This is a genomic window from Lachnoanaerobaculum saburreum DSM 3986 (genome assembly GCF_000185385.1).
Lineage (GTDB): Bacteria > Bacillota > Clostridia > Lachnospirales > Lachnospiraceae > Lachnoanaerobaculum > Lachnoanaerobaculum saburreum.
Map to the genome: position 1 here is coordinate 524,237 of NZ_GL622296.1, position 24,531 is coordinate 548,767.

The following is a 24,531-nucleotide window of genomic DNA, read 5'->3' on the forward strand; positions in this document are numbered from 1 at the left end:
CTATCATCCACTGATACTTATAAGTCATTTTAGTGTTCCCCGCGTAAGCGGGGGTGATCCTGGCAAGTGATGAAGCGAGTGTTTGGTATTTATGTGTTCCCCGCGTAAGCGGGGGTGATCCCTTTGCTACAGAAAACGGGGGTAACAGCACAGGGTGTTCCCCGCGTAAGCGGGGGTGATCCTAGAATGAACTCTGTGCAAATGCATTATTCTTAGTGTTCCCCGCGTAAGCGGGGGTGATCCTTGATACAGAGGATTTTGTAAAAGAGCTGATAAGTGTTCCCCGCGTAAGCGGGGGTGATCCTGGCAAATAAGGATATTATACCGGATACAGTTAGTGTTCCCCGCGTAAGCGGGGGTGATCCCAAACAGCAGAACAATAGATAGAAAAAGGAGGCGTGTTCCCCGCGTATGCGGGGGTACTTCTTGTTTTTTAATCCCGAAATTGAATACAATTTAGTGTTCCCCGCGTATGCGGGGGTACTTCATTATCCGAATGCAGGACAATATGCTCATATATCTTTTTTTGATAATATATTGAGCATAATATAATATTGATTTATTACATTACTATAATATATTTAATCAATATATTATAAAAGAGTCTATCAGGAACCGGACAGGCTTAAGGTAGGAAGTGTATGTATATAGTCAGAGAAACTATTGGAGAATATTTCTAAGAACCACATTATAGAGATTGTAACTGTTTTGCACTTGAAATATTGAAGTTCAAAAAATCTTAGAATATTAGTAAAATTTGAAAATATAAGTAATAATTATTATTTATAAAAACAATTGTAATAATTATATACCTTGTACAAATATAAAATTATATAAAATTTTAAGTGTATACATATTGAAAATATAATGAAAAATAATTATAATAGGATTAGATAGTTTTAAAACAATTGTGCGTGTTTTAGTTTTATGCATAAACAATAAGCAGTTTGTCATTATATGACATTACTAAGATATTTCAGGGGGTATTTATGAAGAGAGGTTTTTTAAAGACTGTTTTAATGGTTACGTTGTCAACTGTATTTTTAGCAAGTTGTTCAGGGGGAGCGTCAAAGAGTGATGATTCTAAGGCAAATGGTGAATCAAAACAATCTGAGTCAAGTAAAGAGGCTGATAATGGAGAAAATGTCACATTAAAACTTTATGCGAATTATTCTGATGATCAGGAAAAGGATACTCTTGACCGGGCAATTGAGGAAATGAAGAAGGAAATGCCGAATGTAACCGTAGAGATTGAACCTGCATCACAGGATGACGGGCAGAAGTTAAAGACTTATGCCGCATCAGGCAATCTACCTGATATTTTCAAGTCTGACGGAGTGGATATCGAGATATTAAATAAATCGGGTACTTTATTACAACTGGATGAATATGCCAAGGAGGCGGGGATTATAGATGACATAGCGGATGCATATAAGGATGCTTTGTATATGTCCGACGGTCATATATATGCTGTACCATGGCAGTCACCTTGGGTAAACTCTTTTTATGCCAATAAAAAGGTATTTGAGGAGAATGGTGTAAAGATTCCACAAAATTATGATGAGTTTTTGACTGCTGTTAAGACCTTCAATGAAAAGGGGGTTTTACCTTATGCACTGTTTGGCAAGGAGAAACAGTGGTGCTTACATCTGTATGATATCATGGTTACCAGAAAAGCACCTGACGGCATAAAAGGACTTGATGAAAATACAGCCAAGGCAGGTGATGTAGATTATCTTGAGGCTGCAAATAAGCTTATCGAGCTTGTAAATGCGGGTATGCTTTCAAAAGATGTGTTTAATACAACTTATGATCAGGCAAAAGCACTGTTTACATCTGATAAATGTGCTATGTTTATGACAGGTACATGGGCACTTAACGGACTTGAGCAGGAGATGGGGGACAATCTTGTACTGATGTATTATCCTTTGGCGGATGCAGGAAGCGAAGAAGAGGCAAAATGGAATATGAGCGGAGGCTACAGTCAGGGAGGCTTTTCGGTTCCGGAGTACAGCAAAAATAAAGAAATAGCGGCAAAGTATGCAGTACTTCTTTCAAGAAAGGTAAATGATGCTTTTGTAGCCCTTGAGGGCGGAACTTCCATATATAAAGATTCACCTAAGTCTGAGAAGAAACTTGGACCTGTGATGAGTCAGTATATTGAGGATACAAAAAACTTTAAATCTATGTCAAAGTTTGACTGGAATCTTTCAAATCAGGAACTTAAGACAGTCATGGAAGATAAGGCACAGGAACTTTTGACAGGAACCATAACAGCAGAAGATTTTGCAAAGGAAATTGATGCGGCAATAGAAGAGACCAATTAGAGTTAAATGAAAAATATATTTAAAAATAAAATCGCCATATTTGTTTTTATTTTCCCCACATTGTTAATATATACAGTGGTGGTATTCTATCCGATTGTACAGACCTTGGTCAAGAGTCTGTACAATTGGGATGGAATAAATCTTGGTAAATTTGTGGGATTAAAGCATTATATAAAGCTTTTTACAAGGGATTCGACATTTAGAGTTTCCATTATAAACGGCATTATCTATCCTACAATTACAGTACTTTATCAGATAGGGCTTGGAACAGTTATAGCATTGGTGCTTTCGTCAAAAAAGATAAAGGGTTCAAGGATATTCAGATCAATATATTTTATACCGAGTACCTTATCTACGGTAATAGTGTGTAAGTTGTGGCTGGCTATGCTTGCAAGTGATCAGAGCAATGTAGGTCTTATAAACAGGATTTTTGGCTTATTAGGTATAAATTACTCACAGAACTGGCTTTCAAGCGGATTATCCGCAATTATAGTTATGGCATTTCTTACAGCATGGCAGGGTATCGGAAATACTATATTGCTTATATATACGGCGATAAAGAGTATACCGCAGGCATATTATGAAGCGGCTATGCTTGACGGAGCTACAAGCTTTAAAGCGCATATACATATTACGATACCGCTTTTATCAGAGACATATAAGCTTCTTTTGATATTGATTATATCGGGAGGACTCAGAGCATTTGATCATATGTATATAATGACGGGCGGAGGTCCGGGAAATGCCACTTCCACATTGACATATATGATGTATAAGAGCGCCTATATGAACGGAAATTTCGGATATGCCTGTGCGATAGCGGTGACTCTGGTTTTGGAATGTTTACTGTGCACATTGATTATAAACAGATTTGTGGCAAGAGAGAGAATAAATTTTTAATCTTATATGAAAAAGATATTTAATATAATAAAAACTTCAATAATATATATATTATTGATTTTATATTCGATTTTTGCCGCCTATCCGCTTGCCTGGATGGCATTTAATTCACTAAAAAACAATGAGGAGATTTTTTCAACAAATCCTTTCGGCTTCCCGAAAGTATTAAGATTTGGAAATTATGTGAAAGCATGGCTGGAGTATGATGTAGTAAGATACTTTACCAACAGTATTATTGTAGCGGCTTTTGTTATCTTCTTTACGATATTTTTTGCGATGATGTTTGCTTATGCGATATCGAGAATGGATTTTAGAGGCAGCAAATTTATAAAAAATTATGTAAGTCTGGGTATGTTTATACCGGTACAGATAGTGCTTATACCCTTAGTAATACTTGTAAGGGATTTGCATGCAGGTGATACCTTGATTTCACTTATATTGCCCTATGTGGCATTTGAACTGCCCTTTATTATCACTATTTTTTACGGGTATTTAAGAAGTATTCCTTTTGAGATGGAGGAGTCGGCAGCTATTGACGGAGCAAGTGTTTATACTACATTTTTTAAAATAATAGTACCTCTTATGAAGCCTGTAATAGTTACCTGCGGTTTGTTTGTGTTGCTGTTTTCATGGAATGAATTTATTATTGCACTTGTTGTTATAGGAAAACAGTCGCTCAATACATTGCCTATCGGACTTGTAAAGTTTCAAGGACAATTTTCTACGGACTGGGGCGCAATGGCTGCATCTTTGATGATTTCAAGTCTGCCAACATTGATACTATATGTGATATTCAGTAAGGAGATAGAAAAGGCAGTCAGTTATGGTGCCGGAATAAAGGGATGATATGAAGGATGATTTAAGTAAGGCAGGAGTAATAGGCTGGGACGGCGATAATGAGAGTGTAATTTGTTATTTAGAGGGCGGCTTCTTTATAAGAGACGGCAGAAATATTCTTGCAGAGTTTGAAATAGGCAAAAAGGCAAAACATATTGAATGGTACAATGAAGAAGGTTTTTTACCATGCCTTGTTACCGGATTTGAATATGATGAATGTGATATCAAAATAAAGCATTTTGCAGATAAAATCTCTGTAAATAACAGAGATTATGTGGCGGTATACAGCAGGGTGGAAATAAAAAATAATTCTGATATTTTAAAGCATATAGATATAGGAGCACCAAAGGAGCTTATTGCTTTGAATAATGTATCAAAGTCTGTTTTGCCAAATGAAAGTGCAGCTCATGATTTTGTGATAATATCGGACAGATTTGGAAATCTGTATGGATTGCCAAGTGATGAAGAACTTATCAGCCTTGGGGGATTTGATATTCACTTCAATCATATGAGAGAATATTGGCTGAATGAGCTTTCAAATATTGCAGATATTGAATTGCCGGATACAGAACTTATAGAGAGCTATAGGGCAAATTTTATTTATACTCAGATTATAAAAAATAAATATGATTTATATGTCGGTGCCAATGGATATGAAGAGGTTTTTGATCATGATGCTATAGGGATTTTGGTGAATCTGTTTACACAGGGGTATTTTAAAGATGCAGGTGTTTTACTTTCAAATTTGAAATCTCAGATTCAATATGATGATGCAAAGTTTAAAATTTCATGGCCGTTTGCGCTGTATTATCTAAAAACAGGTGATAAAGATATTTTACTTGAAAATTTTGATAAATTAAAATATTTTGCCCATGAGATAGAAAAGGATATTGATGAAAAGGGAATTATAAAAAAGACTTGGGATATTGACAGGAACGGGTACTGGACTGTGGATAACTGGTCTGCACTTTTAGGGCTTTGTGCATATATGTATATATCAAAGGTACTAAAAGAAGAAGAGGAGTTTGATTTTGCAAACAGTCTTTATGAATTATTGCTTTTAAATGCCGACAGGACAATAAGTGAAACGGTAAAAAAATATAAGCTTAATTATATCCCCGCATCAATGACTGAGAGCAATGATAATAATATTTGCAGGAAACCTCGAAATACAAATTGGGCATCTATGTTTCTGTTTGGAAGATGGGCATGGGACGGCTATCTTTTTGATGCAAAACAGTATGGATATATGATTGATATGATTGATGCCACCTATGATTATGGATTAAAAAGAGGAAGGGAAGCGGGATTATTTCCACATTCCTTTGGCGGCGGAAGCTTTTCAGACAGTATAGGCTCTTATAATGCAGGTCTTGCGGCTACAGGTCTTAGGGGCAGAGAATACAGATGTGAGGGAATATATGCATATCAGGCGATGTTAAGCTATGGGCAAAGCGGACCGTATAGTTTTTGGGAAAGTGCGGGAGAACCTGTAAAAGAAAAATGGAGGGGATATCATCCTGTAAGCGGTGACGGAAGTTGCCCGCATATGTGGGGGCAAAATCTGGCATCAAAGGTGCTTTTAGAAAGTCTTATCGCACAAAAATATGATAAAAGCTTGCTGATAGGCGGAGGTATACCTGAGGAATGGCTTTATCCGGGTAAGAAAATAAGAGTGGATAATTTTCCGATACAGGATAATAAAAGATTCGGCTTTGAAATGGAGGCATTAAATAATAATATACTATGCTTTAAGTTTAGAGGTGAGCATGAAGGAATTATTATAGATATACCATGTTTTTTGGAAAATATTGATTATGTAAGCGAAGGTGTAAAAGATAACGGCAGCGGCAGAATCATTTTAGATAAAAATACAACCGGGTTAAAGGTAAGGCTTGTCAATATAAACTTTTCCAAAAATCTTTTGTATAGGAAGGGCGTAAGGTCGAATATGAGACCTTCAGATGACGGTAATTTTTTGAACTGTACAAATGGAAGTTTAGCTGATTTTACAATGTCCGATTCACCGGGGAATCATTATATTTTGGTGGATATAGGTAAGCCAGTGAAAGTTAATAGAATATGTGTATTTACAGATGATTATAAATATGCCAAAAAATTTCATATTGATTTTTCGGTAGACGGGAAGGAATATATTACTTATATCAAGGAAAATAAAAATAACGGAAAGCCGAAATCATATATATTTGAAACTGCAATAACCAGATATATAAGATATACGCCGGTGGAGAGCGTAGGAGAGGATGAAAAGGGCGGACATAGATTAAGATCTATAGAATGTTATTATGATGAGGTGTAGTATGAGAATTGCTTTTTTACATAATGCACTCGGGAAAACGGACGGTGTTTCCCTTGAAGTGGACAAATGGAGAGAGGTATTAAGAAGGCGGGGGCATGAAGTCTTTTATATTGCCGGTAATGAGAGAGATGATATTTTATGTATTCCGGAATTATCCTTTTATCATCCTCAGACAAAGAAGGAAATAGAAAATGCTACTGTAGCCTTAAGAGATTATAAGGATGGCAAAGAGCTTTTAGAGGATATAAATAAAAGTGCGGATATTATAAAAACTCAATTATTTAATATAATAAATGAGAATAAAATTGAGCTTATTATTCCGAATAATCTGATGAGCGTGGGATATCATATAGCCGCATTAAAGGCGATATACGAGTTTATAGAAAAAACAGGTATAAAAACAATATGTCATAATCATGATTTTTATTTTGAGGACAGCGGAGAGGTAGAGCCGACTTGTAAGGAAATTGAAGAGATTTTAGAAAGAATGGCACCTCCGGATTTGCCAAATGTAAAAAATATTGTTATAAATGAAATTGCAAAAGATGCTCTGCTGGCTAAAAAGAATATTTGTGCAAAAGTAGTTCCGAATGTATTTGATTTTGATATGAAGGCATGGACTGAAGATGAGTACAATCAAGGATTCTTAGAAGATTTCGGTATTGCCAAGAATGATATTGTATTTTTGCAGGCCACCAGAGTTATGGATAGAAAAGCAATAGAGCTGGCAATAGATCTTATTGGAGAGTTGAATAAAAACAAAGAAAAATTTATCGGTAAATGTTTGTACAATGGTAAAAAAACAGATAACAGAAGTAATATAATATTACTTTGTGCCGGAATAGTTGAAAACTTCGGAATTTCATCGAGTTATGTGGATAATTTAAAGAAAAAAGCTTTGGATTGTAATGTGGATATACGATTTATCGGAGATAGAGTATCACATTCAAGAGGTATGAGAGATGGAAGAAAGGTGTATTCAATTTGGGACAGCTATGTCTATGCCGATTTTGTGACATATCCAAGTATATGGGAAGGCTTTGGAAATCAGCTTATAGAGGCTGTTTTTGCAAAGTTGCCGATAGTAGCTTTTGAGTATCCGGTATATGTGTCAGATTTGAAGGGAAAGGGATTTGATATAGTAAGCCTTGGAGATACTTATAAAAAGAACAATGATTTGGTGTATATTGACAGAAGTATTTTGAAATGTGCTTGTAGTAGGGTAATGGAGCTGCTTACCGATAAAGAATTAACAGTGAAAGCGGTTGAATCAAACTACAATATAGCAAAGGAAAATTTTTCTTTCAAAGCTTTAGAAGGTATTTTGAAAGGACTTGGACTGTAAGTAGAAAGGGGGATATGGCTAATTTTCAGTCATATCCCCCTTACAGCATATTACAGTTACTATTAAAGGATCCACTTAATATATCTGTTATTTTGCCCTTGGACCTATGCTTGACTGTGTAGGAGCTGTTGATGATGTTTCCCGGTTGTCGACGGATTCTGCAACACTTTCCTTGACAGCAGGGGTCATAGCACCTGAGGCATCAATATTATATACATTACCATTGATATTTACTGTGGTATTTGCAAGCATCTTACCTGAATCATCAAGGTAATAAGAAACATTATTTACATTTATCATACCCTTTGACATAGCACCTGAGTTGTTTAAGTAGTACCATGTGTTATTATCGTTGATCCAGCCGGTTTTCATAGCACCGCTTGCAGATAAGAAGTATCTGTTATTGCCGGAGTCAATCCAGCCGGTTTGCATCTTTCCTGAACCGTCAAGATAGTACCAAGTACCGCCATCATTTAGCCAACCCGTTCTGATTGAGCCTGAACCGTCAATGTAGTACCAGTCATTGTCCTGTTTTAGCCAACCTGTCTTCATAGCACCGGAATCAGTCATAAAGTATTTGTTTCTGCCGTCATTAATCCAGCCGGTTTGCATCTTACCGGTGTTGTCCATATAGTACCAGGTACCGCGGTCATTGACCCAACCTGTCTGCATTCTACCGCTGTTATCCATGTAGTACCAAGTATTATTTTCATTTATCCAGCCCTTTGATACGGCACCGCTTGGAGCAAGGAAATATCTTGCATTACCTACATCCGTCCAACCTGTCAGCATCTTACCGGTATTGTCTAAGTAATATCTTTGATTACCCGAGTCTACCCAACCGGTTTGCATTTTACCTGAGTTGTCCATAAAATACCAGGTATCGCCGTCATTAACCCAGCCTGTAACCGCAGAACCTGACGGGCTTAAGAAATAAGTATCTCTGTCGTCTACCAGCCAGCCTGTCTGCATCTTACCGTCCTTATCACAGTAGTATCTTTTATTGCCGTCACTAACCCAACCTGTCTGCATCTTACCGTCATTATTGTCAAGATAGTACCAGGCACTGTTTTCTTTATACCAGCCTTTTTTGGCAGCACCGCTATTTTGTGGATCAAGGTAATAAGTTGCATTGTTTTCACTGTACCAACCGGTCTTAGCCACACCGTCAGAACCCATGTAGTAAGAGTTTTTGTTGTCATGAACCCAAGCGTTCTTTACCATGTTATAGTCTTTGTAATAATATTTTTTGCCCGCGATGGTTCTCCATGTGGTTGAAGGAATCTTATCATTGAAGGACTTATACTGGAAGTCAATATCAACATTGCCGTTTATTCCATTTACCTTGCCGGTACTGGTAGCCTGCCACATAACAGGATTCGGATAGGAATGCTTTACATTGTATCTGGCAACCCAAATATCATATTTTTTCAGAGCATTCATATCAAGCTTATTTGCAATCCAGTAATCATTGGCATATACAATAGGGTAGTAGCCGGCAGCTTCCACTTTGTCACAGAATTTCTTAATGATAGCGGTAAGTTGATCCTTTGGCAATTTACCCTGAGTATTGGCATCTTCCACATCAAATGCTACAGGATATGAAATCGGATAGTCCTTGATAATGTCAAGTACAAAGTCGGCTTCAGCTTCAGCCTGTTCAACACTCATTGCATATGAGTAGATATATACACCAAGCTTAATACCTCTTTTATTCGCTTCAGATAGATTTCTTCTTATAACAGGGTCAATCTGCCCCTTATATCTGGTTCCATGTAAGATGAATTGAACATCATCTGCCGCAACCTTGTCCCAGTCTACATCACCTTGATAATGTGACAAATCAATACCTCTTGCAACTACACCTGAAAGTGAGGAGCCGTCAAGCATTTGATAGACTCCGGGACTTTGCATTGTCCACTCATTTGCTGCAAGTGCAGACATAGGAGTGAGTAAAGACATGGCAAGTGAAATAACGGGTATAACAGCCTTTGAAAATTTATTTAAATACATTTTTTACCTCTATTTCGGTCCTGATGTTTCGCCGGGCTTTAATCCTACCTCGTCCTTGCCTGTAGAACCGTTACCCTTTTGTGTTTCATCAGAAGGAGATTTTGGCTTAGCCTCTCCGGAAGGAGCATCTGATTTATTATCTTTGCCTTGCTGAGACTTGGATTCATCTGTAGGTGCAGCCGGAACAGTAGGTTCTTTACTTGAACTACTGTCCTTTTTGCTTTCGCCGGATTTTGACTCATCAGTTTTATTGCCGGACTTTGACTCACCCGGTTTACTTTCACTCGGCTTACTTTCACTAGGTTTACTTTCACCCGCTTTGCTTTCACCGGGCTTGTTGTCGTTAGGAGCGGGAACTACACCGGCTTGGTCGGAGGAACCGCTCTTAGAAGGATTGTTTGAATTTTTTTTATCTCTTGATTCACTCTTCAGTATTCCGGGTATAGCATTAGTGACACTACTAGGAGTGCCACTAAGATTTGTACATACACCATGCTCATCAAATGTGTATTCTTTTCCCTCTATGGTAATAGACTTACCGGCCACTATCTTACCTTCTTCATCAAAGTAATAATATTTGTCATTAGACTTTAGCCAACCTTTAACCATATGTCCCTGTTCGTTGAAGAAGTAGGTTTTGCCGCTGATTTTTTTGAAACCGAAGCTCATCTTGCCATGGTTTTCACCGGCAGCTTCTTCCATATAGTACTTGTTGGTTCCGTCACTGACCCAACCTGTCTTCATAGAACCGTCAGAATTGAAGTAATAGAAGATATCATCAATTTTATTCCATGAGGTACACATTTTTGCCGCAGATGTGAAATAATATGTCTTGTCACCGACCTTGGTCCAACCAAATGCGGCTCTACCGTCTGGTTTGAAATAGTACCAGGCACCGTCCATCTGTCTCCAGCCGGTAGCCATAGCACCTGAACCTCTTAAGTAGTAGTAGTTTGAATCATGTTTAAGCCATGAACCTTGTACAAGAGTACCGTTGCCAAGTGTGTAATACCATTCATTTCCAACCTTAAACCAACCGGTGGCCATAATTCCGTTTGATTTGAAATAATACCACTTTGAATCAATATTTTTCCAACCTGTAGTCATAACACCATTAGACAAATCCATGTAATAATAGCCGTTAGAAGCCTGTAGCCATCCCTTATGAACCTGACCGTTATCATTAAGATAGGTCCAAGTGCCGTTAGCAGATTTCCAACCGTTAGATGCATACACAACAGAAGCAACAGAAAGTGAAAGCAGTCCGCTGATTGCACCTGTAACCAACATTTTTTTGATAGTTCGCTTCATATTTCCTCCTTATATTGTTAATTGGGTATAAGTCTAAAATAGCTTCAAAGTAAGCCCTACATGCAGACTTACATTTTGTATTTGACCTAGTCTCAACTCATTATAACATTTTCCTTAACAATAGAATAGTATATATTATAACAAATATTTACGATTTGCATAATATTGATTTACATTCTTTTGAAAAGAAAAGTAGATATTTTTGCATTCAATTTTTGAATTTAATATTGATAAAAAAAACACTATATAGACAAGGCAAGAATATATAGGTATAATGATAAAACCGGAAAAAAGTAAATTCAAATATTGAAATATATTGAAAGTTTTTATGGTTTTAGAGTATAGTAGGAGGTGGAATATTGTGGAAGCTTTAAGATATTTGTCGTTAATTTCACAGGTTGGTTTTACCATGGTTACACCGGTTTTACTCTGCACATTTATAGGAATTAAGTTGGAGGAAAAGTTTCATTTTCCGTTTACCTTGACATTTCTGTTACTTGGAGTAATAAGCGGATGTATGTCGGGGTATAGACTTATTATGAACTCTATAAAAAAGATGGAGAAGGATAAGGTGAAAAGAGAAATACAGATACAAAAAAACAGTTTTGTTTTACCGAAGAAAGAAAGTAGGATTTTTAATAAAAAGGATGAGTAAGGACACAAGGAGAACATGTCTGTATATGGGCATGGGGGTTTTACTTTATGAGCTTATTTTAAGTCTTGCAGCTATTTTTTTTGCAAGATTTATAAAGTATTCAATCACTTCTATAGAACTTGGTATACTGGTGGGGACTGTTTTAGTATTGGCCATGGTTATTGATATGGGAATATCGACTGAGGACAGTTTATATGGTGGAACTCCTTCTTATGCACAGAGAAAGATTATGATACATTCTTTACTGAGAAAGGTAGTGTTATTCATTGTTGTTGCAATATTTTGGAACAGTAGATACATAAATGCATTTATGATTGTCATATCTGTTTTCGGATTGAAGTCAGGTGCATATATGTATCCATTGTTTAAAAAAATATTTGAAAAAAGAAGAAAGGAGGAGACATGAGCTTAAATATTTTAGCTGAAAGTGCAGGTGGAGCCAAAAATTTGGATTTCATGATTCATGGCCTATATAAGTATAAGCTGTTCGGACAGGAACTCTATTTGACTACGACTACAGTTTCCTTAATTATTGTCGTTGTACTGATTACTCTATTTGCTGTTTTTGCAAACAGAGCAATAAAGGCATCAGACCCATACAAAGCTCCAAGCGGTTTTGTGAATTTTTTGGAATGCGGTATTGAAGCCTTGGAGTCTATGACGGATACTATTCTTGGCGGAAACAAGGACAGATTCTTAAATTATATAGGAACAATCTTTATCTTTATTTTTGTTTCGAACTTCAGCGGTTTGCTGGGACTTAGAAATCCTACAGCAGATTATGGTGTTACATTCTTGCTTGGATTATTTACATTCCTTATAGTAAACTTCCAGGGTATAAAGAACAGAAAATTAAAACACTTTACATCACTGTTTGAGCCTATCCCGCTGCTTTTCCCAATCAATGTTATTGGTGAGATAGCAAACCCGATATCCATTTCATTGCGTCTTTTTGCAAATGTGCTTTCAGGCGTTCTGATTATGGGGCTTTGGTATGGTATGATGCCGATCTTTTTAAAGATAGGTATACCGTCATTCTTACATCTATATACAGATGTGTTCTCAGGAGCATTACAGACCTATGTTTTCTGTATGCTTAGTATGGTTTATATCAATGACAAATTAGAATAGTTCATTAGATAAAATATTTTCAGGATTTAAGTAGGTTTAAGCCTACTTGATATCATATATTTTGGAGGTTATTTATGAATATGACAGGACAGGATTTTATATTTGGTTGCTCTGCTATAGGTGCAGGACTTGCTATGATAGCAGGTATCGGACCCGGTGTAGGACAGGGTATTGCAGCAGGACATGGTGCGGCGGCTGTAGGTAGAAACCCGGGAGCAAGAGCGGATATCACATCAACAATGCTTCTCGGACAGGCGGTTGCCGAGACAACAGGTCTTTACGGACTCGTTGTTGCTATGATTCTTATGTTTGTTAAGCCTTTCGGTGCTTAATTTGGAGGTTTTATGGAAAGACTGATAGGATTTGACCCTCAGCTTTTGGCTGATTCAGCCATTACAGGCTTAGCGGTCCTTTTCTTGTTCTTTATTCTTTCCTATTTGCTTTTTAACCCAGCTAAGGATATGCTCGCAAAAAGAAGAGAGCGTGTGGCGGGAGATTTGGAAAGCGCAAAAGAGGCAAAGGCAAAGGCTGAAGCTCTGAAGGCGGAATACGAGGAAAAATTAGCTACTTTTAAAAAGCAGGCTGATTCTATCTTGGAGGACGCCAGAAAAAGGGCAAAGGATAGAGAAAATGAAATCATAGAAGAAGCAAGAGCCGAAGCTATGAGAATTACTGACAGGGCTAACAATGAGATAGAGCTGGCAAAGAAAAAAGCCATGGAAGAAGTAAAATCAAATATAGTTGATGTGGCTTCGATTATTGCAAGCAAGGCGGTCAATTCTGCAATGAATATAGAAGTGCAGGATAGACTTGTTGAAGAGACTTTAAAAGAAATCGGAGATGGTACATGGCAAAATTAGTGTCCAAAGTATATGGAGATGCTTATGTGTCGGTAGTATCTGAGAAAAATAATTTAAATGTTGCACTTGATGAGATAAAGGCGATAAAAGATATTTTTGTAAAAAATGATGAAATTGTATTGCTCCTTGATTCTCCGAAGATGGATGATGAGGAGAAGGTATCATTTTTAAAGGGAATATTTGAGCATCACATCAGTGATGACTCTATGGGACTTTTACTTACCGTTATCGAGAAAAAAAGACAGGCGGAGCTTTTATCTATACTTGACTATGTGACAGATTGTATAAAAGAGCTGTTGCTTATAGGAAAGGCAACAATTACCACCGCATTACCGCTTGATGATGCAAAGAAAGAAAGAATAGTGGAGGAACTTATAAAGTCTTCTCACTATAAATCTCTTGAAGCAAAGTTTATAGTGGATGAGAGTATTTTGGGCGGTATTGTTATCAGAATCGGTGACAGAGTTGTAGATTCAAGTGTAAAAACCAGAATTGAAAAGATGCGAAAAATGCTATCATAAGCCGTATTACCGGCAAAAAGTTTAAAGAAAAGAGGTACGAGTCTAGTGAATCTAAGACCTGAAGAGATCAGCTCGGTTATAAAAGAGCAGATAAATAAGTATTCAACTAAACTCGAGGTATCGGATGTAGGTACTGTTATCCAGGTAGCGGACGGTATTGCAAGAATACATGGTCTTGCAAAGGCTATGCAGGGAGAACTTCTGGAATTTCCGGGAGATGTTTACGGCATGGTGCTTAACTTGGAGGAGGACAATGTCGGTGCTGTATTACTTGGTGATAAGAAAAATATCAGTGAAGGTGATACAGTAAAGACCACAGGCAGAGTTGTAGAGGTTCCTGTAGGTGATGCACTTACAGGAAGAGTAGTAAACGCCCTCGGTCAGCCGATAGACGGAAAAGGACCTATAACTACAGATACCTTTAGAAGAATAGAGAGAGTTGCACATGGTGTTATCGAAAGAAAATCGGTAGATACACCGCTTCAAACAGGAATAAAGGCTATTGATGCTATGATTCCTATAGGAAGAGGACAAAGAGAGCTTATAATCGGTGACAGACAGACAGGAAAGACTTCTATCGCAGTAGATACCATAATCAATCAAAAGGGACAGAATGTTCATTGTATCTATGTTGCTATAGGACAGAAAGCTTCCACTGTTGCATCAATTGTAAAGACTTTTGAGGATTACGGTGCTATGGACTATACTACAGTAGTAGTTTCTACCGCAAGTGACCTTGCACCGCTTCAATATATCGCACCTTACTCAGGTTGTGCTATAGGTGAAGAATGGATGGAAAGAGGAGAGGATGTACTGGTAGTATATGATGATCTTACAAAGCATGCTGCCGCATATCGTACACTTTCACTTCTTCTTAAGAGACCGCCGGGCCGTGAGGCATATCCGGGTGATGTATTCTACCTTCACTCAAGACTTCTTGAGAGAGCTTCAAGACTCTCAGATGACTTGGGAGGCGGTTCGCTTACCGCATTGCCGATAATAGAGACACAGGCAGGTGATGTTTCGGCATATATTCCTACCAATGTTATATCTATTACAGACGGTCAGATATATCTTGAAACGGAGATGTTCAATGCGGGATTCAGACCTGCCATAAATGCCGGACTTTCAGTATCAAGAGTAGGAGGTTCCGCACAGATAAAGGCTATGAAGAAGATTGCAGGACCTATAAGAGTGGAACTTGCACAGTATAGAGAGCTTGCATCCTTTGCACAGTTCGGTTCCGAGCTTGATGAGGCTACCAAGAATCAGCTGGCACAGGGTGAGAGAATAAGAGAAATACTTAAGCAACCTAATTACAAGCCTATGGCGGTTGAATATCAGATAATTATTATCTTTGCCGCTACAAAGAAACTCTTACTTGATGTGCCTACAGATAAGGTATTTGAGTTCCAGGATAAGCTGTTCAGATTTGTTGAGAGTAAGCATCCTGAGATAGCAGCTGAAATAAGAGACAAAAAAGAGATTTCTGAGGATCTTGCAAAGAGACTTACAGATGTTATCAATGAATGTAAGAAAGCATAGTGCAGGTGTATTATGGCTTCAATGAAGGAAATAAAGCGCAGGCGTGCGGCTATACAAAGCACTGCTCAGATTACCAAAGCCATGAAACTTGTAGCAACGGTTAAGCTTCAAAAAGCAAGGGCAAAAGCGGATGCTTCAAAGCCTTATTTTACCGTGATGTATCAGACTATCGCATCTATGCTTGAGAAAAGTGAGAATATAGCTCATAAATATCTAAAGAAGAATGATGCCGGTAAGACAGGAGTATTGGTTGTTACAGGTAACAGAGGTCTTGCAGGAGGCTATAACAATGTTGTAAGCAGGCAGGTAATAAGCGAATTCAAAAGCAATGAAACACTTATATATGCAGTGGGTAAAAAAGGTAGAGATGCACTCTTACATAAAGGCTTTGAAGTAGAGGGAGACTTTTCAGAGATTGTGGAAGAGCCGCTGTATAAGGATGCCGCAGATATTACAAAGGTATTGCTTGACGACTATGAAAGCGGAAAGCTCTCAGAGATTTATGTGATATATACCAATTTTAAAAATACGGTGGTACATGACCCTGTACTTTTGAAATTGCTTCCGCTCAGCAAGGAAGATTTATTGCAGCCTGAGACTGTTGAGAATGACGGACCGAAAGCCCTTATGAATTATTCTCCCAATGAAGATGAAGTATTGGATGCGATAATTCCAAAATACATTTCTTCTGTTATTTATGGCGGCTTGATGCAGTCTGTCGCTTCAGAAAACGGAGCGAGAATGACTGCTATGGATTCTGCAACATCAAATGCGGAAGAACTTATAGACAAGCTTGGCTTACAGTACAACAGAGCTCGTCAGGGTGCTATTACTCAAGAGCTTACAGAGATTGTGGCAGGAGCCAATGCCATAGAATAGGAGAAGAGGAAGGAGAAAAGTTGATGGCAGAGCCAAATATTGGCAAAATAACCCAGATTATAGGTGCCGTTTTGGATATTCAGTTTTCAAGAGGACATTTGCCGCAGATCAATGAGGCAATACAGATAGATACCGCTGACGGCGTACTTACTGTTGAGGTTGCACAGCATCTGGGAGACGATATAGTAAGAACCATTGCCATGGGAAGTACTGACGGGCTTGTTCGTGGAATGGAAGCAAAAGCTACAGGTGCACCTATTTCAGTACCTGTCGGTGAAAATACTCTGGGTAGAATTTTTAATGTACTTGGAGAAGTAATTGATAAGAAAGAACCTCCAAAGGTAGAGGAGTATCTTCCTATACATAGAAAAGCTCCAAGCTTTGAAGAGCAGTCTACACAGACTGAGATTTTGGAGACGGGAATCAAAGTAGTTGATCTTCTCTGCCCATATCAAAAGGGCGGAAAGATAGGTCTGTTCGGAGGTGCGGGTGTTGGTAAGACTGTACTTATCCAGGAACTTATCAGAAATATAGCAACAGAGCATGGCGGATATTCAGTATTTACAGGCGTAGGTGAGAGAACCAGAGAGGGTAACGACTTATACCATGAGATGACTGAGTCAGGTGTTATCAATAAGACCACCATGGTATTCGGTCAGATGAACGAGCCGCCGGGTGCAAGAATGAGAGTAGGACTTACAGGACTTACTATGGCGGAGTATTTTAGAGATAAGGGTGGAAAGGATGTGCTTCTTTTCATTGACAATATCTTCAGATTTACACAGGCAGGTTCGGAGGTTTCAGCACTTCTTGGACGTATGCCTTCCGCAGTAGGTTATCAGCCTACACTTCAAACAGAGATGGGTGCTTTGCAGGAGAGAATCACTTCTACAAAGAACGGTTCTATCACATCTGTTCAGGCGGTATATGTGCCTGCGGATGACCTTACAGACCCGGCTCCTGCAAATACATTTGCTCACCTTGACGCTACCACAGTTCTTGACCGTTCTATAGTTGAGATGGGTATTTATCCTGCGGTAGATCCTCTGGGTTCAACTTCAAGAATACTTTCACCTCATGTAGTGGGTGAAGAGCATTATGAGGTGGCTCAAAGAGTACAAGAGGTATTGCAAAAGTATAAAGAGTTGCAGGATATTATTGCCATGCTAGGTATGGATGAGCTTTCAGAGGATGATAAGCTTACTGTAGCAAGAGCAAGAAAGATCCAAAGATTTTTGTCACAGCCTTTCTTTGTGGCAACACAGTTTACAGGTCTTGACGGAAAGTATGTACCTTTGTCAGAGACTATCAGAGGATTTAAAGAGATTCTTGACGGTAAGCATGATGATATACCTGAGCAGTATTTCCTCAATGCGGGAACTATTGATGAGGTCGTAGAGCGTGCCTCTAAATAGGAGGTGGTATGGACAAGTTTTCATTAAAGATAATGTGCCCCGATCATGTTTTTTTTGAGGGGGATGCTACTATGGTCGAGTTTACCACTACACAGGGAGATGTCGGTATATATGCCAAGCATATCCCTATGGTAAATGTAATAGCACCGGGTAAGCTGACTATACATTGTGAAGACGGCAGTGTTAAAAACTGTGCACTTCACTCAGGCTTCTCTGAGATATTGCAGGATAAAGTTACCATACTTGCAGACTCATGTGAGCATAGTGATGAGATAGATATAGCCAGAGCCAAAGAGGCAAAGGAGAGAGCCGAAAAGAGGCTTTCACAAAGGGACGGTGTAGATATTGCAAGAGCCGAACTGGCACTTAGAAGAGCATTGGTTCGACTGAATGTAGCAGGAAATAAATAAATAATAAGGATTGTATGCGGATGTTAAGGATAATGCATACAGTCCTTTTTTTATTTCTTCACAGTTTTATTAAATTATGGTATTATAAAAGTTATTGACAGTTACACATATAAAGGCTTTGAGGGTAGAAAGCCCCGGCGAAAGTGAGGACACAAGATGAAGGGTATTATACTGGCAGGCGGTAGCGGTACAAGATTATATCCGCTGACAAAGGTTACATCAAAACAGCTGCTTCCTATCTATGACAAACCGATGATTTATTATCCTATTTCAGTACTGATGGAGGCAGGTATCAGAGAGATACTTATTATCTCTACACCTGATGATACGGGAAGATTCAAGGAGTTGCTTGGTGACGGTTCACAATTCGGGCTTAACTTGGAATATGCAATTCAGCCAAGTCCGGACGGACTGGCACAGGCATTTATCATAGGAGAAAAGTTTATTGGAGACGAACCGGTGGCAATGATACTTGGTGACAATATTTTCCATGGACATGGACTTAAGAATCATTTAAAATCGGCAGCTTCAAAAACAAAGGGAGCCACGGTTTTCGGTTACTATGTAGATGATCCTGAGAGATTCGGTATAGTAGAGTTTGATAAAACCGGTAAGGCGGTTTCTATAGAAGAAAAACCGGAAAAGCCCAAGAGCAACTACTGTGTTACAGGACTTTATTTCTATGACAATGATGTAGTAAAATTTGCCAAAGAATTAAAGCCCTCTGCAAGAGGTGAGCTTGAAATTACAGATCTGAACAGAATCTACCTAAAAAAAGGTGAGCTTGATGTAAAGGTACTCGGACAGGGCTTTACATGGCTTGATACCGGAACACATGAGAGTTTGGTAGAGGCCACCAATTTTGTCTACACAATGGAGACACATCAGCACAGAAAGATAGCCTGCTTGGAGGAGATTGCATATCTGAACGGATGGATAAGTAAAGAAGAGCTTCTAAAAGCATATGAGATATTTAAGAAAAACCAGTACGGTAAATATCTAAAGGATGTATATGACGGCAAGTATATCGACCATATACATCAAGCGTAAAATAAGATAAATGAGGTTAGTATGAAAATTATTGTTACAGGCGGTGCCGGATTTATCGGCGGAAATTTTGTTCACTATATGGTAAATAAGTATCCACAGGATATGATAATAAACTTGGATCTGCTTACATATGCGGGAAACTTGGAGACATTAAAACCGGTAGAGAATGCACCGAACTATAAGTTTGTAAAGGGTGATATTGCAGACAGAGCTTTTATATTTAAGCTGTTTGAAGAAGAAAAACCGGATGTGGTTATAAACTTTGCGGCGGAAAGCCATGTTGACAGATCAATCACAGATCCTGAGAGCTTTGTAAGAACAAATGTAATGGGAACCACAACATTACTTGATGCTTGCAGAACCTATGGAATAAAGAGATATCATCAGGTATCCACAGATGAGGTATACGGAGATCTTCCTCTTGACAGACCTGATTTATTCTTTACCGAGGAAACACCTCTGCATACCTCAAGCCCATATTCATCATCAAAGGCAGGTGCGGATCTTTTTGTACTTGCATACCACAGAACCTATGGACTTCCTGTGACCGTGTCAAGATGTTCCAACAACTACGGACCGTATCATTTCCCTGAGAAGCTTATTCCGCTTATTATAAGCAGAGCATTAAATAATGAGGAACTTCCGGTATACGGCAAGGGGGAGAATGTAAGAGACTGGCTCTATGTTACAGACCACTGTAAGGCTATCGATCTTATAGTAAGAAAGGGTAAAGTCGGTGAAATCTACAATATCGGCGGACACAATGAAAGAACCAATCTTGAAGTGGTAAAGACAATACTTAAGGCACTTAATAAACCGGAGAGCCTTATAAAATTTGTAACGGACAGACCGGGACATGACAGAAGATATGCTATAGATCCGACCAAGATAGAGACAGAACTTGGATGGAAGCCTGAATACACCTTTGATACGGGAATTGTAAAGACAATTGACTGGTATCTGAACAATAAAGAGTGGTGGGAACATATCATAAGCGGTGAATACACAAAGTATTTTGAAAATATGTATGGAGAAAGACTTTAATGAGAGTATTGGTAACAGGTGCAAAGGGGCAGCTTGGCAGCGACCTGCTTTGTGAACTTTCAAAAAGAAATATAGAATCTGTAGGTATAGATATAGAGGATCTTGATATTACAGATGCCGCCGCCACAAAGAAACTAATTGAGGACATTAACAATAAAACTAAATTAGATGCTATAATTCACTGTGCGGCATATACGGCAGTGGATGCGGCAGAGGACAATGAAGCCCTTGTCACAAAGATAAATGCGGAAGGTACAAAAAATATAGCCGAGGTTGCAAAAACACTTGATATCGCTATGATGTATATTTCTACAGATTATGTATTTGACGGAGAGGGGAAGCGTCCTTGGGAGCCTGATGATAAGAGAGCGCCGCTAAATGTCTACGGTATGGCAAAGTATAAGGGCGAGCTGTATGTTGAGGAGTTGGTTAAGAAGTACTTTATAGTAAGAATTTCATGGGTATTCGGACTTCATGGAAATAACTTTATAAAAACAATGCTAAGGCTTGGAAAAGAAAGAGGAGCTGTAAGTGTGGTCAATGATCAGATCGGTTCTCCTACATATACACCTGACCTTTCAAGACTTTTGGCAGATATGATTGTAACTGACAAATACGGCAGATATCATGCAACCAATGAGGGACTTTGCTCATGGTATGATTTTGCGGTTGAGATATTTAAGCAGGCAAAGCTTGATGTAGCGGTGACACCGGTATCTTCAGATGCATTCCCGGTAAAGGCAAAGAGGCCGCATAACTCAAGGATGGACAAGTCCAAACTCACAGAAAACGGCTTTAAACTTTTGCCGACTTGGCAGGACGCACTTGGAAGATATTTGCTTGAACTGGGGGAAAAATAATGGGAAAATATTTCGGAACAGACGGTTTTAGAGGAGAGGCAAATATAGACCTCACTGTTGAACACGCATATAAGGTCGGCAGATTTTTGGGAAGCTATTATTCTAAAGACGGCAAAAAATGTAGAGTTGTTATAGGTAAGGACACCAGAAGATCAAGCTATATGTTTGAATATTCCTTGGTTGCAGGGCTTACAGCTTCAGGAGCGGATGTATATTTGCTTCATGTCACTACAACTCCAAGTGTATCCTATGTGGTAAGAAGTGATGATTTTGACTGCGGTATAATGATTTCAGCCAGCCATAATCCGTACTATGACAACGGTATCAAGGTAATAAACGGCAACGGTGAAAAGCTTGAGGAAGAGGTAATAGAAAAGATTGAAGGCTATATTGACGGACCTGATGATGCAATTGCCTTTGCCACTAAGGAAAATATAGGAAGGACTGTAGACTATGCGGCAGGCAGAAACAGATATATAGGCTATCTTATCTCAATAGCCACAAGATCCTTTAAAGGAAAGAAGGTGGCACTTGACCTTGCAAACGGTTCCGCTTCAAGTATTGCAAAAAATGTATTTGATGCTTTGGGTGCGGATACATTTGTTATACACAACAATCCGGACGGACTTAATATAAATACAGACTGCGGTTCCACACATATAGAGAGTTTGCAAAAATGTGTGCTTGAAAACGGTTGTGATATAGGCTTTGCCTATGACGGAGATGCCGACAGATGCCTATGTGTGGATGAAAACGGCAATGTAGTTGACGGTGACCTGATTCTTTATATTTGCGGCAAGTATATGAAGGAGAGAGGCGAACTTTTCAACAATACCGTAGTTACAACCGTTATGTCAAACTTCGGTCTTTATAAGGCATTTGAAAGAGAAGGAATAAACTACGAAAAGACGGCGGTAGGCGACAAGTATGTATATGAAAATATGCAAAATAACGGGCATTGCCTTGGCGGTGAGCAGTCGGGTCATATCATATTTGCAAAGCATGCCACTACAGGTGACGGTATACTTACTTCACTTAAGGTAATGGAGGTGGTTTTGGAGACAAAGCAACCACTTTCAAAACTTGCAAGTGAGGTGGAGATTTTTCCGCAGGTGCTGAAAAATGTCAGAGTAACGGATAAAAAAATTGCAGGTGAAAATAAGGCGGTTTTGGAAGCTGTAGATAAGGTTTCAAAGGCACTTGGAGGTGACGGCAGGATACTTCTTCGTCCAAGCGGTACGGAGCCTCTTATCAGAGTGATGGTGGAAGCAAAGAGTATGGATGACTGTGAAAAGTATACTGATGAGGTCATCAAAGTGATGGAAAAAGAGGGACTTTTAATATAGGGGACAAACACAGGGAATGAGACAAAGCTTAAACTTAGAATAGAAAAAAGGAGAGATTGAATGTATCATATTGAAAGATATAAGAGAAATCCCATAGTGGATTTTAAAGAGAGAACATGGCCGGATAAGCAAATAGAGAAGGCACCGATATGGTGTTCATCAGACTTAAGAGACGGCAATCAGGCATTGGTAGAGCCGATGGTGGTGGAAGAAAAGATAGAGATGTTTAATCTGCTTGTAAAGTTGGGCTTTAAGGAAATAGAGATCGGTTTCCCTGCCGCATCTCAGATAGAATTTGATTTTTTACGTCAGTTGGTAGACAGAAAGCTTATTCCTGATGATGTAGTGGTACAGATACTTTGTCAATGCAGAGAGCATCTTATAAAGAGGAGCTTTGAAGCTATAAGAGGAATTAAAAAATGCATAATGCATATCTATAATTCCACAGATACATTACAAAGAGATGTGGTATACGGCCTTGACAGAGAAGGAATAAAAAATATTGCACTTGAAGGTGTGGCTCTTGTAAAGAAATATATGAAAGACCATGACGGTGAGATTATATTGGAGTATTCACCTGAGAGCTTTATGGGAACGGAACTTGATTTTGCACTTGATGTATGTGATGCAGTTGTAGAGGCTTGGGGTGCTAACAAAGAAAATAAAATAATAATCAATCTGCCCAATACCGTGGAGATGACAACACCGAATGTATTTGCAGACAGAATAGAGTGGATTAGTACACATCTAAAAAACAGAGAGGCAATTATACTTTCCACACATCCGCACAATGACAGAGGTACCGGTACAGCCGTTGCGGAGCTTGCACTTTTGGCAGGGGCGCAGAGAATGGAGGGTACACTGTTTGGAAACGGTGAGAGAACAGGAAATGTGGATATACTTAATATTGCCTACAATATGTACTCACAGGGTATTGAGCCGAACCTTAATATCAGCAATATCAAAGAAATTATAGATGTATATGAGAGAACTACAAAGATGTGCATTGACCCAAGACACCCTTATGCAGGCAAGCTTGTATTTACCGCATTTTCAGGTTCACATCAGGATGCTATCAACAAGGGCGTTCAGGCAATGAAACAGAGAAACAATCCGTACTGGGAAGTTCCGTATCTGCCTATTGACCCTGCTGATATCGGTCGTGAGTATGAGCCTGTAGTCAGAATCAATTCTCAGTCAGGCAAAGGCGGTGTTGCATTTGTTATGGACACCTTCTACGGATTCAAGTTGCCAAAAGGTATGCACAAGGAGTTTGCGGATATTATCCAAAGAATTTCAGAAATGCAGGGTGAGGTTTCGCCTGAGGAAATCTATAAAGAGTTTGAGAAGAACTACATTGAGAAGAAAGAGCCTCTGCATTTTGTAAAATGTGTCATAACGGATGCCGATGAAGACGGTGATTTCTCTACATTTGTTAAGGTTACATATAGACAAAACGGAGAAGAGAAGGTATTTGAAAGCAGCGGAAACGGTCCTATAGATGCTGTCAAGAGAGGACTTGAGAAAGTTGTCGGCAAGGAGATGAAGGTTCTTGATTATAATGAGCATGCACTTACTTCTGGTTCAAATGCAAAGGCCGCTTCATATATCCACATGCTTGATGTTGAAACCGGTAATACCACCTACGGCGTGGGTATTTCAGGAAATATCACAAGATCATCTATCAGAGGTCTGTTCTCTGCGGTAAACAGATTGTTCTACTAAAAATATATTTCAGATAGCATGCAAGCGTGCTGTCTGA

General features: G+C 38.8%; 22 protein-coding genes and 1 CRISPR repeat array (1 of these 23 running past the window's edge). Of the genes, 20 read left to right on the forward strand and 2 right to left on the reverse strand.

Going from position 1 to position 24,531, the window contains the following annotated elements; genetic code table 11:
- Window positions 1–487: direct repeats of the CRISPR family, unit length 28 nt (it extends 1,616 nt beyond the left edge of the window).
- Between the two features lie 502 nt (window positions 488–989).
- Genes HMPREF0381_RS02555 through HMPREF0381_RS02575 form a run of 5 tightly spaced genes read left to right on the forward strand, consistent with a single transcriptional unit; the run spans window position 990 to window position 7,729 of the window.
- Window positions 990–2,327, forward strand: a complete 1,338-nt coding sequence (locus tag HMPREF0381_RS02555) for an ABC transporter substrate-binding protein (protein WP_008750302.1) — start codon at window positions 990–992, stop codon at window positions 2,325–2,327.
- Window positions 2,328–2,333: 6 nt separating this feature from the next.
- Entirely contained in the window at window positions 2,334–3,227 is an 894-nt protein-coding gene (locus tag HMPREF0381_RS02560) for a carbohydrate ABC transporter permease (RefSeq protein ID WP_008750303.1), read from the forward strand.
- Between the two features lie 6 nt (window positions 3,228–3,233).
- Window positions 3,234–4,073 carry a carbohydrate ABC transporter permease gene (locus HMPREF0381_RS02565; RefSeq protein ID WP_008750304.1) on the forward strand — a complete coding sequence of 280 codons (840 nt, stop codon included), beginning with the start codon at window positions 3,234–3,236 and terminating at the stop codon, window positions 4,071–4,073.
- 1 nt (window position 4,074) lies between these two features.
- Window positions 4,075–6,384 carry a discoidin domain-containing protein gene (locus HMPREF0381_RS02570; RefSeq protein WP_008750305.1) on the forward strand — a complete coding sequence of 770 codons (2,310 nt, stop codon included), beginning with the start codon at window positions 4,075–4,077 and terminating at the stop codon, window positions 6,382–6,384.
- A 1-nt stretch (window position 6,385) separates the two neighbouring features.
- Complete coding sequence (locus tag HMPREF0381_RS02575) at window positions 6,386–7,729, forward strand: glycosyltransferase family 4 protein (protein ID WP_008750306.1); 1,344 nt, start codon at window positions 6,386–6,388, stop codon at window positions 7,727–7,729.
- 87 nt (window positions 7,730–7,816) lie between these two features.
- Here HMPREF0381_RS02575 and HMPREF0381_RS02580 read toward each other — a convergent pair whose 3' ends face one another.
- Together HMPREF0381_RS02580 and HMPREF0381_RS02585 are read right to left on the reverse strand one after the other, a co-directional pair.
- Window positions 7,817–9,742 (reverse strand): GH25 family lysozyme, encoded by a 1,926-nt coding sequence (locus HMPREF0381_RS02580; protein ID WP_008750307.1) that lies wholly within the window; start codon window positions 9,740–9,742, stop codon window positions 7,817–7,819.
- Window positions 9,743–9,751: 9 nt separating this feature from the next.
- Window positions 9,752–11,053, reverse strand: coding sequence for a cell wall-binding protein (locus HMPREF0381_RS02585; protein ID WP_008750308.1), 1,302 nt, complete (start codon window positions 11,051–11,053; stop codon window positions 9,752–9,754).
- 361 nt (window positions 11,054–11,414) lie between these two features.
- On the opposite strand from HMPREF0381_RS02585, the gene HMPREF0381_RS02590 reads away from it, so the two are divergent.
- The 15 genes from HMPREF0381_RS02590 (at window position 11,415) to leuA (ending at window position 24,494) form a co-directional block, all read left to right on the forward strand.
- Window positions 11,415–11,708, forward strand: a complete 294-nt coding sequence (locus HMPREF0381_RS02590; protein ID WP_040461081.1) for an AtpZ/AtpI family protein — start codon at window positions 11,415–11,417, stop codon at window positions 11,706–11,708.
- Window positions 11,701–12,114: a hypothetical protein gene (locus tag HMPREF0381_RS02595; protein ID WP_008750310.1), complete on the forward strand. Its 414-nt coding sequence runs from the start codon at window positions 11,701–11,703 to the stop codon at window positions 12,112–12,114. Before HMPREF0381_RS02590 ends, HMPREF0381_RS02595 begins: the two co-directional genes overlap by 8 nt.
- The gene (gene atpB, locus HMPREF0381_RS02600; protein WP_008750311.1) at window positions 12,111–12,839 is read left to right on the forward strand and encodes a F0F1 ATP synthase subunit A; all 729 of its coding nucleotides are present in this window, start codon (window positions 12,111–12,113) and stop codon (window positions 12,837–12,839) included. Before HMPREF0381_RS02595 ends, atpB begins: the two co-directional genes overlap by 4 nt.
- A 74-nt stretch (window positions 12,840–12,913) precedes the next feature.
- A complete protein-coding gene (gene atpE / locus HMPREF0381_RS02605) occupies window positions 12,914–13,171 on the forward strand; it encodes an ATP synthase F0 subunit C (protein ID WP_007594440.1) in 258 nt (85 codons plus the stop codon).
- 12 nt (window positions 13,172–13,183) lie between these two features.
- The gene (gene atpF, locus HMPREF0381_RS02610) at window positions 13,184–13,699 is read left to right on the forward strand and encodes a F0F1 ATP synthase subunit B (protein ID WP_008750312.1); all 516 of its coding nucleotides are present in this window, start codon (window positions 13,184–13,186) and stop codon (window positions 13,697–13,699) included.
- Window positions 13,687–14,220, forward strand: a complete 534-nt coding sequence (gene atpH / locus HMPREF0381_RS02615; RefSeq protein WP_008750313.1) for an ATP synthase F1 subunit delta — start codon at window positions 13,687–13,689, stop codon at window positions 14,218–14,220. Before atpF ends, atpH begins: the two co-directional genes overlap by 13 nt.
- 45 nt (window positions 14,221–14,265) lie before the next feature.
- Window positions 14,266–15,765, forward strand: a complete 1,500-nt coding sequence (atpA, locus tag HMPREF0381_RS02620; RefSeq protein ID WP_008750314.1) for a F0F1 ATP synthase subunit alpha — start codon at window positions 14,266–14,268, stop codon at window positions 15,763–15,765.
- A gap of 12 nt (window positions 15,766–15,777) precedes the next feature.
- Entirely contained in the window at window positions 15,778–16,644 is an 867-nt protein-coding gene (gene atpG / locus HMPREF0381_RS02625) for an ATP synthase F1 subunit gamma (RefSeq protein ID WP_008750315.1), read from the forward strand.
- Window positions 16,645–16,667: 23 nt separating this feature from the next.
- A complete protein-coding gene (atpD, locus tag HMPREF0381_RS02630) occupies window positions 16,668–18,059 on the forward strand; it encodes a F0F1 ATP synthase subunit beta (RefSeq protein WP_008750316.1) in 1,392 nt (463 codons plus the stop codon).
- An 8-nt stretch (window positions 18,060–18,067) separates the two neighbouring features.
- Window positions 18,068–18,469 (forward strand): ATP synthase F1 subunit epsilon, encoded by a 402-nt coding sequence (gene atpC / locus HMPREF0381_RS02635; RefSeq protein WP_008750317.1) that lies wholly within the window; start codon window positions 18,068–18,070, stop codon window positions 18,467–18,469.
- A gap of 156 nt (window positions 18,470–18,625) precedes the next feature.
- A complete protein-coding gene (gene rfbA, locus HMPREF0381_RS02640) occupies window positions 18,626–19,519 on the forward strand; it encodes a glucose-1-phosphate thymidylyltransferase RfbA (RefSeq protein ID WP_008750318.1) in 894 nt (297 codons plus the stop codon).
- A gap of 21 nt (window positions 19,520–19,540) precedes the next feature.
- Window positions 19,541–20,563, forward strand: coding sequence for a dTDP-glucose 4,6-dehydratase (rfbB, locus tag HMPREF0381_RS02645; protein WP_008750319.1), 1,023 nt, complete (start codon window positions 19,541–19,543; stop codon window positions 20,561–20,563).
- The gene (gene rfbD / locus HMPREF0381_RS02650) at window positions 20,563–21,423 is read left to right on the forward strand and encodes a dTDP-4-dehydrorhamnose reductase (protein WP_008750320.1); all 861 of its coding nucleotides are present in this window, start codon (window positions 20,563–20,565) and stop codon (window positions 21,421–21,423) included. The genes rfbB and rfbD overlap by 1 nt, the downstream gene beginning before the upstream one ends.
- A complete protein-coding gene (glmM, locus tag HMPREF0381_RS02655; protein WP_008750321.1) occupies window positions 21,423–22,769 on the forward strand; it encodes a phosphoglucosamine mutase in 1,347 nt (448 codons plus the stop codon). Before rfbD ends, glmM begins: the two co-directional genes overlap by 1 nt.
- Before the next feature lie 60 nt (window positions 22,770–22,829).
- Window positions 22,830–24,494, forward strand: a complete 1,665-nt coding sequence (gene leuA / locus HMPREF0381_RS02660) for a 2-isopropylmalate synthase (RefSeq protein ID WP_008750322.1) — start codon at window positions 22,830–22,832, stop codon at window positions 24,492–24,494.
- The last annotated feature ends 37 nt before the right edge of the window (window positions 24,495–24,531 follow it).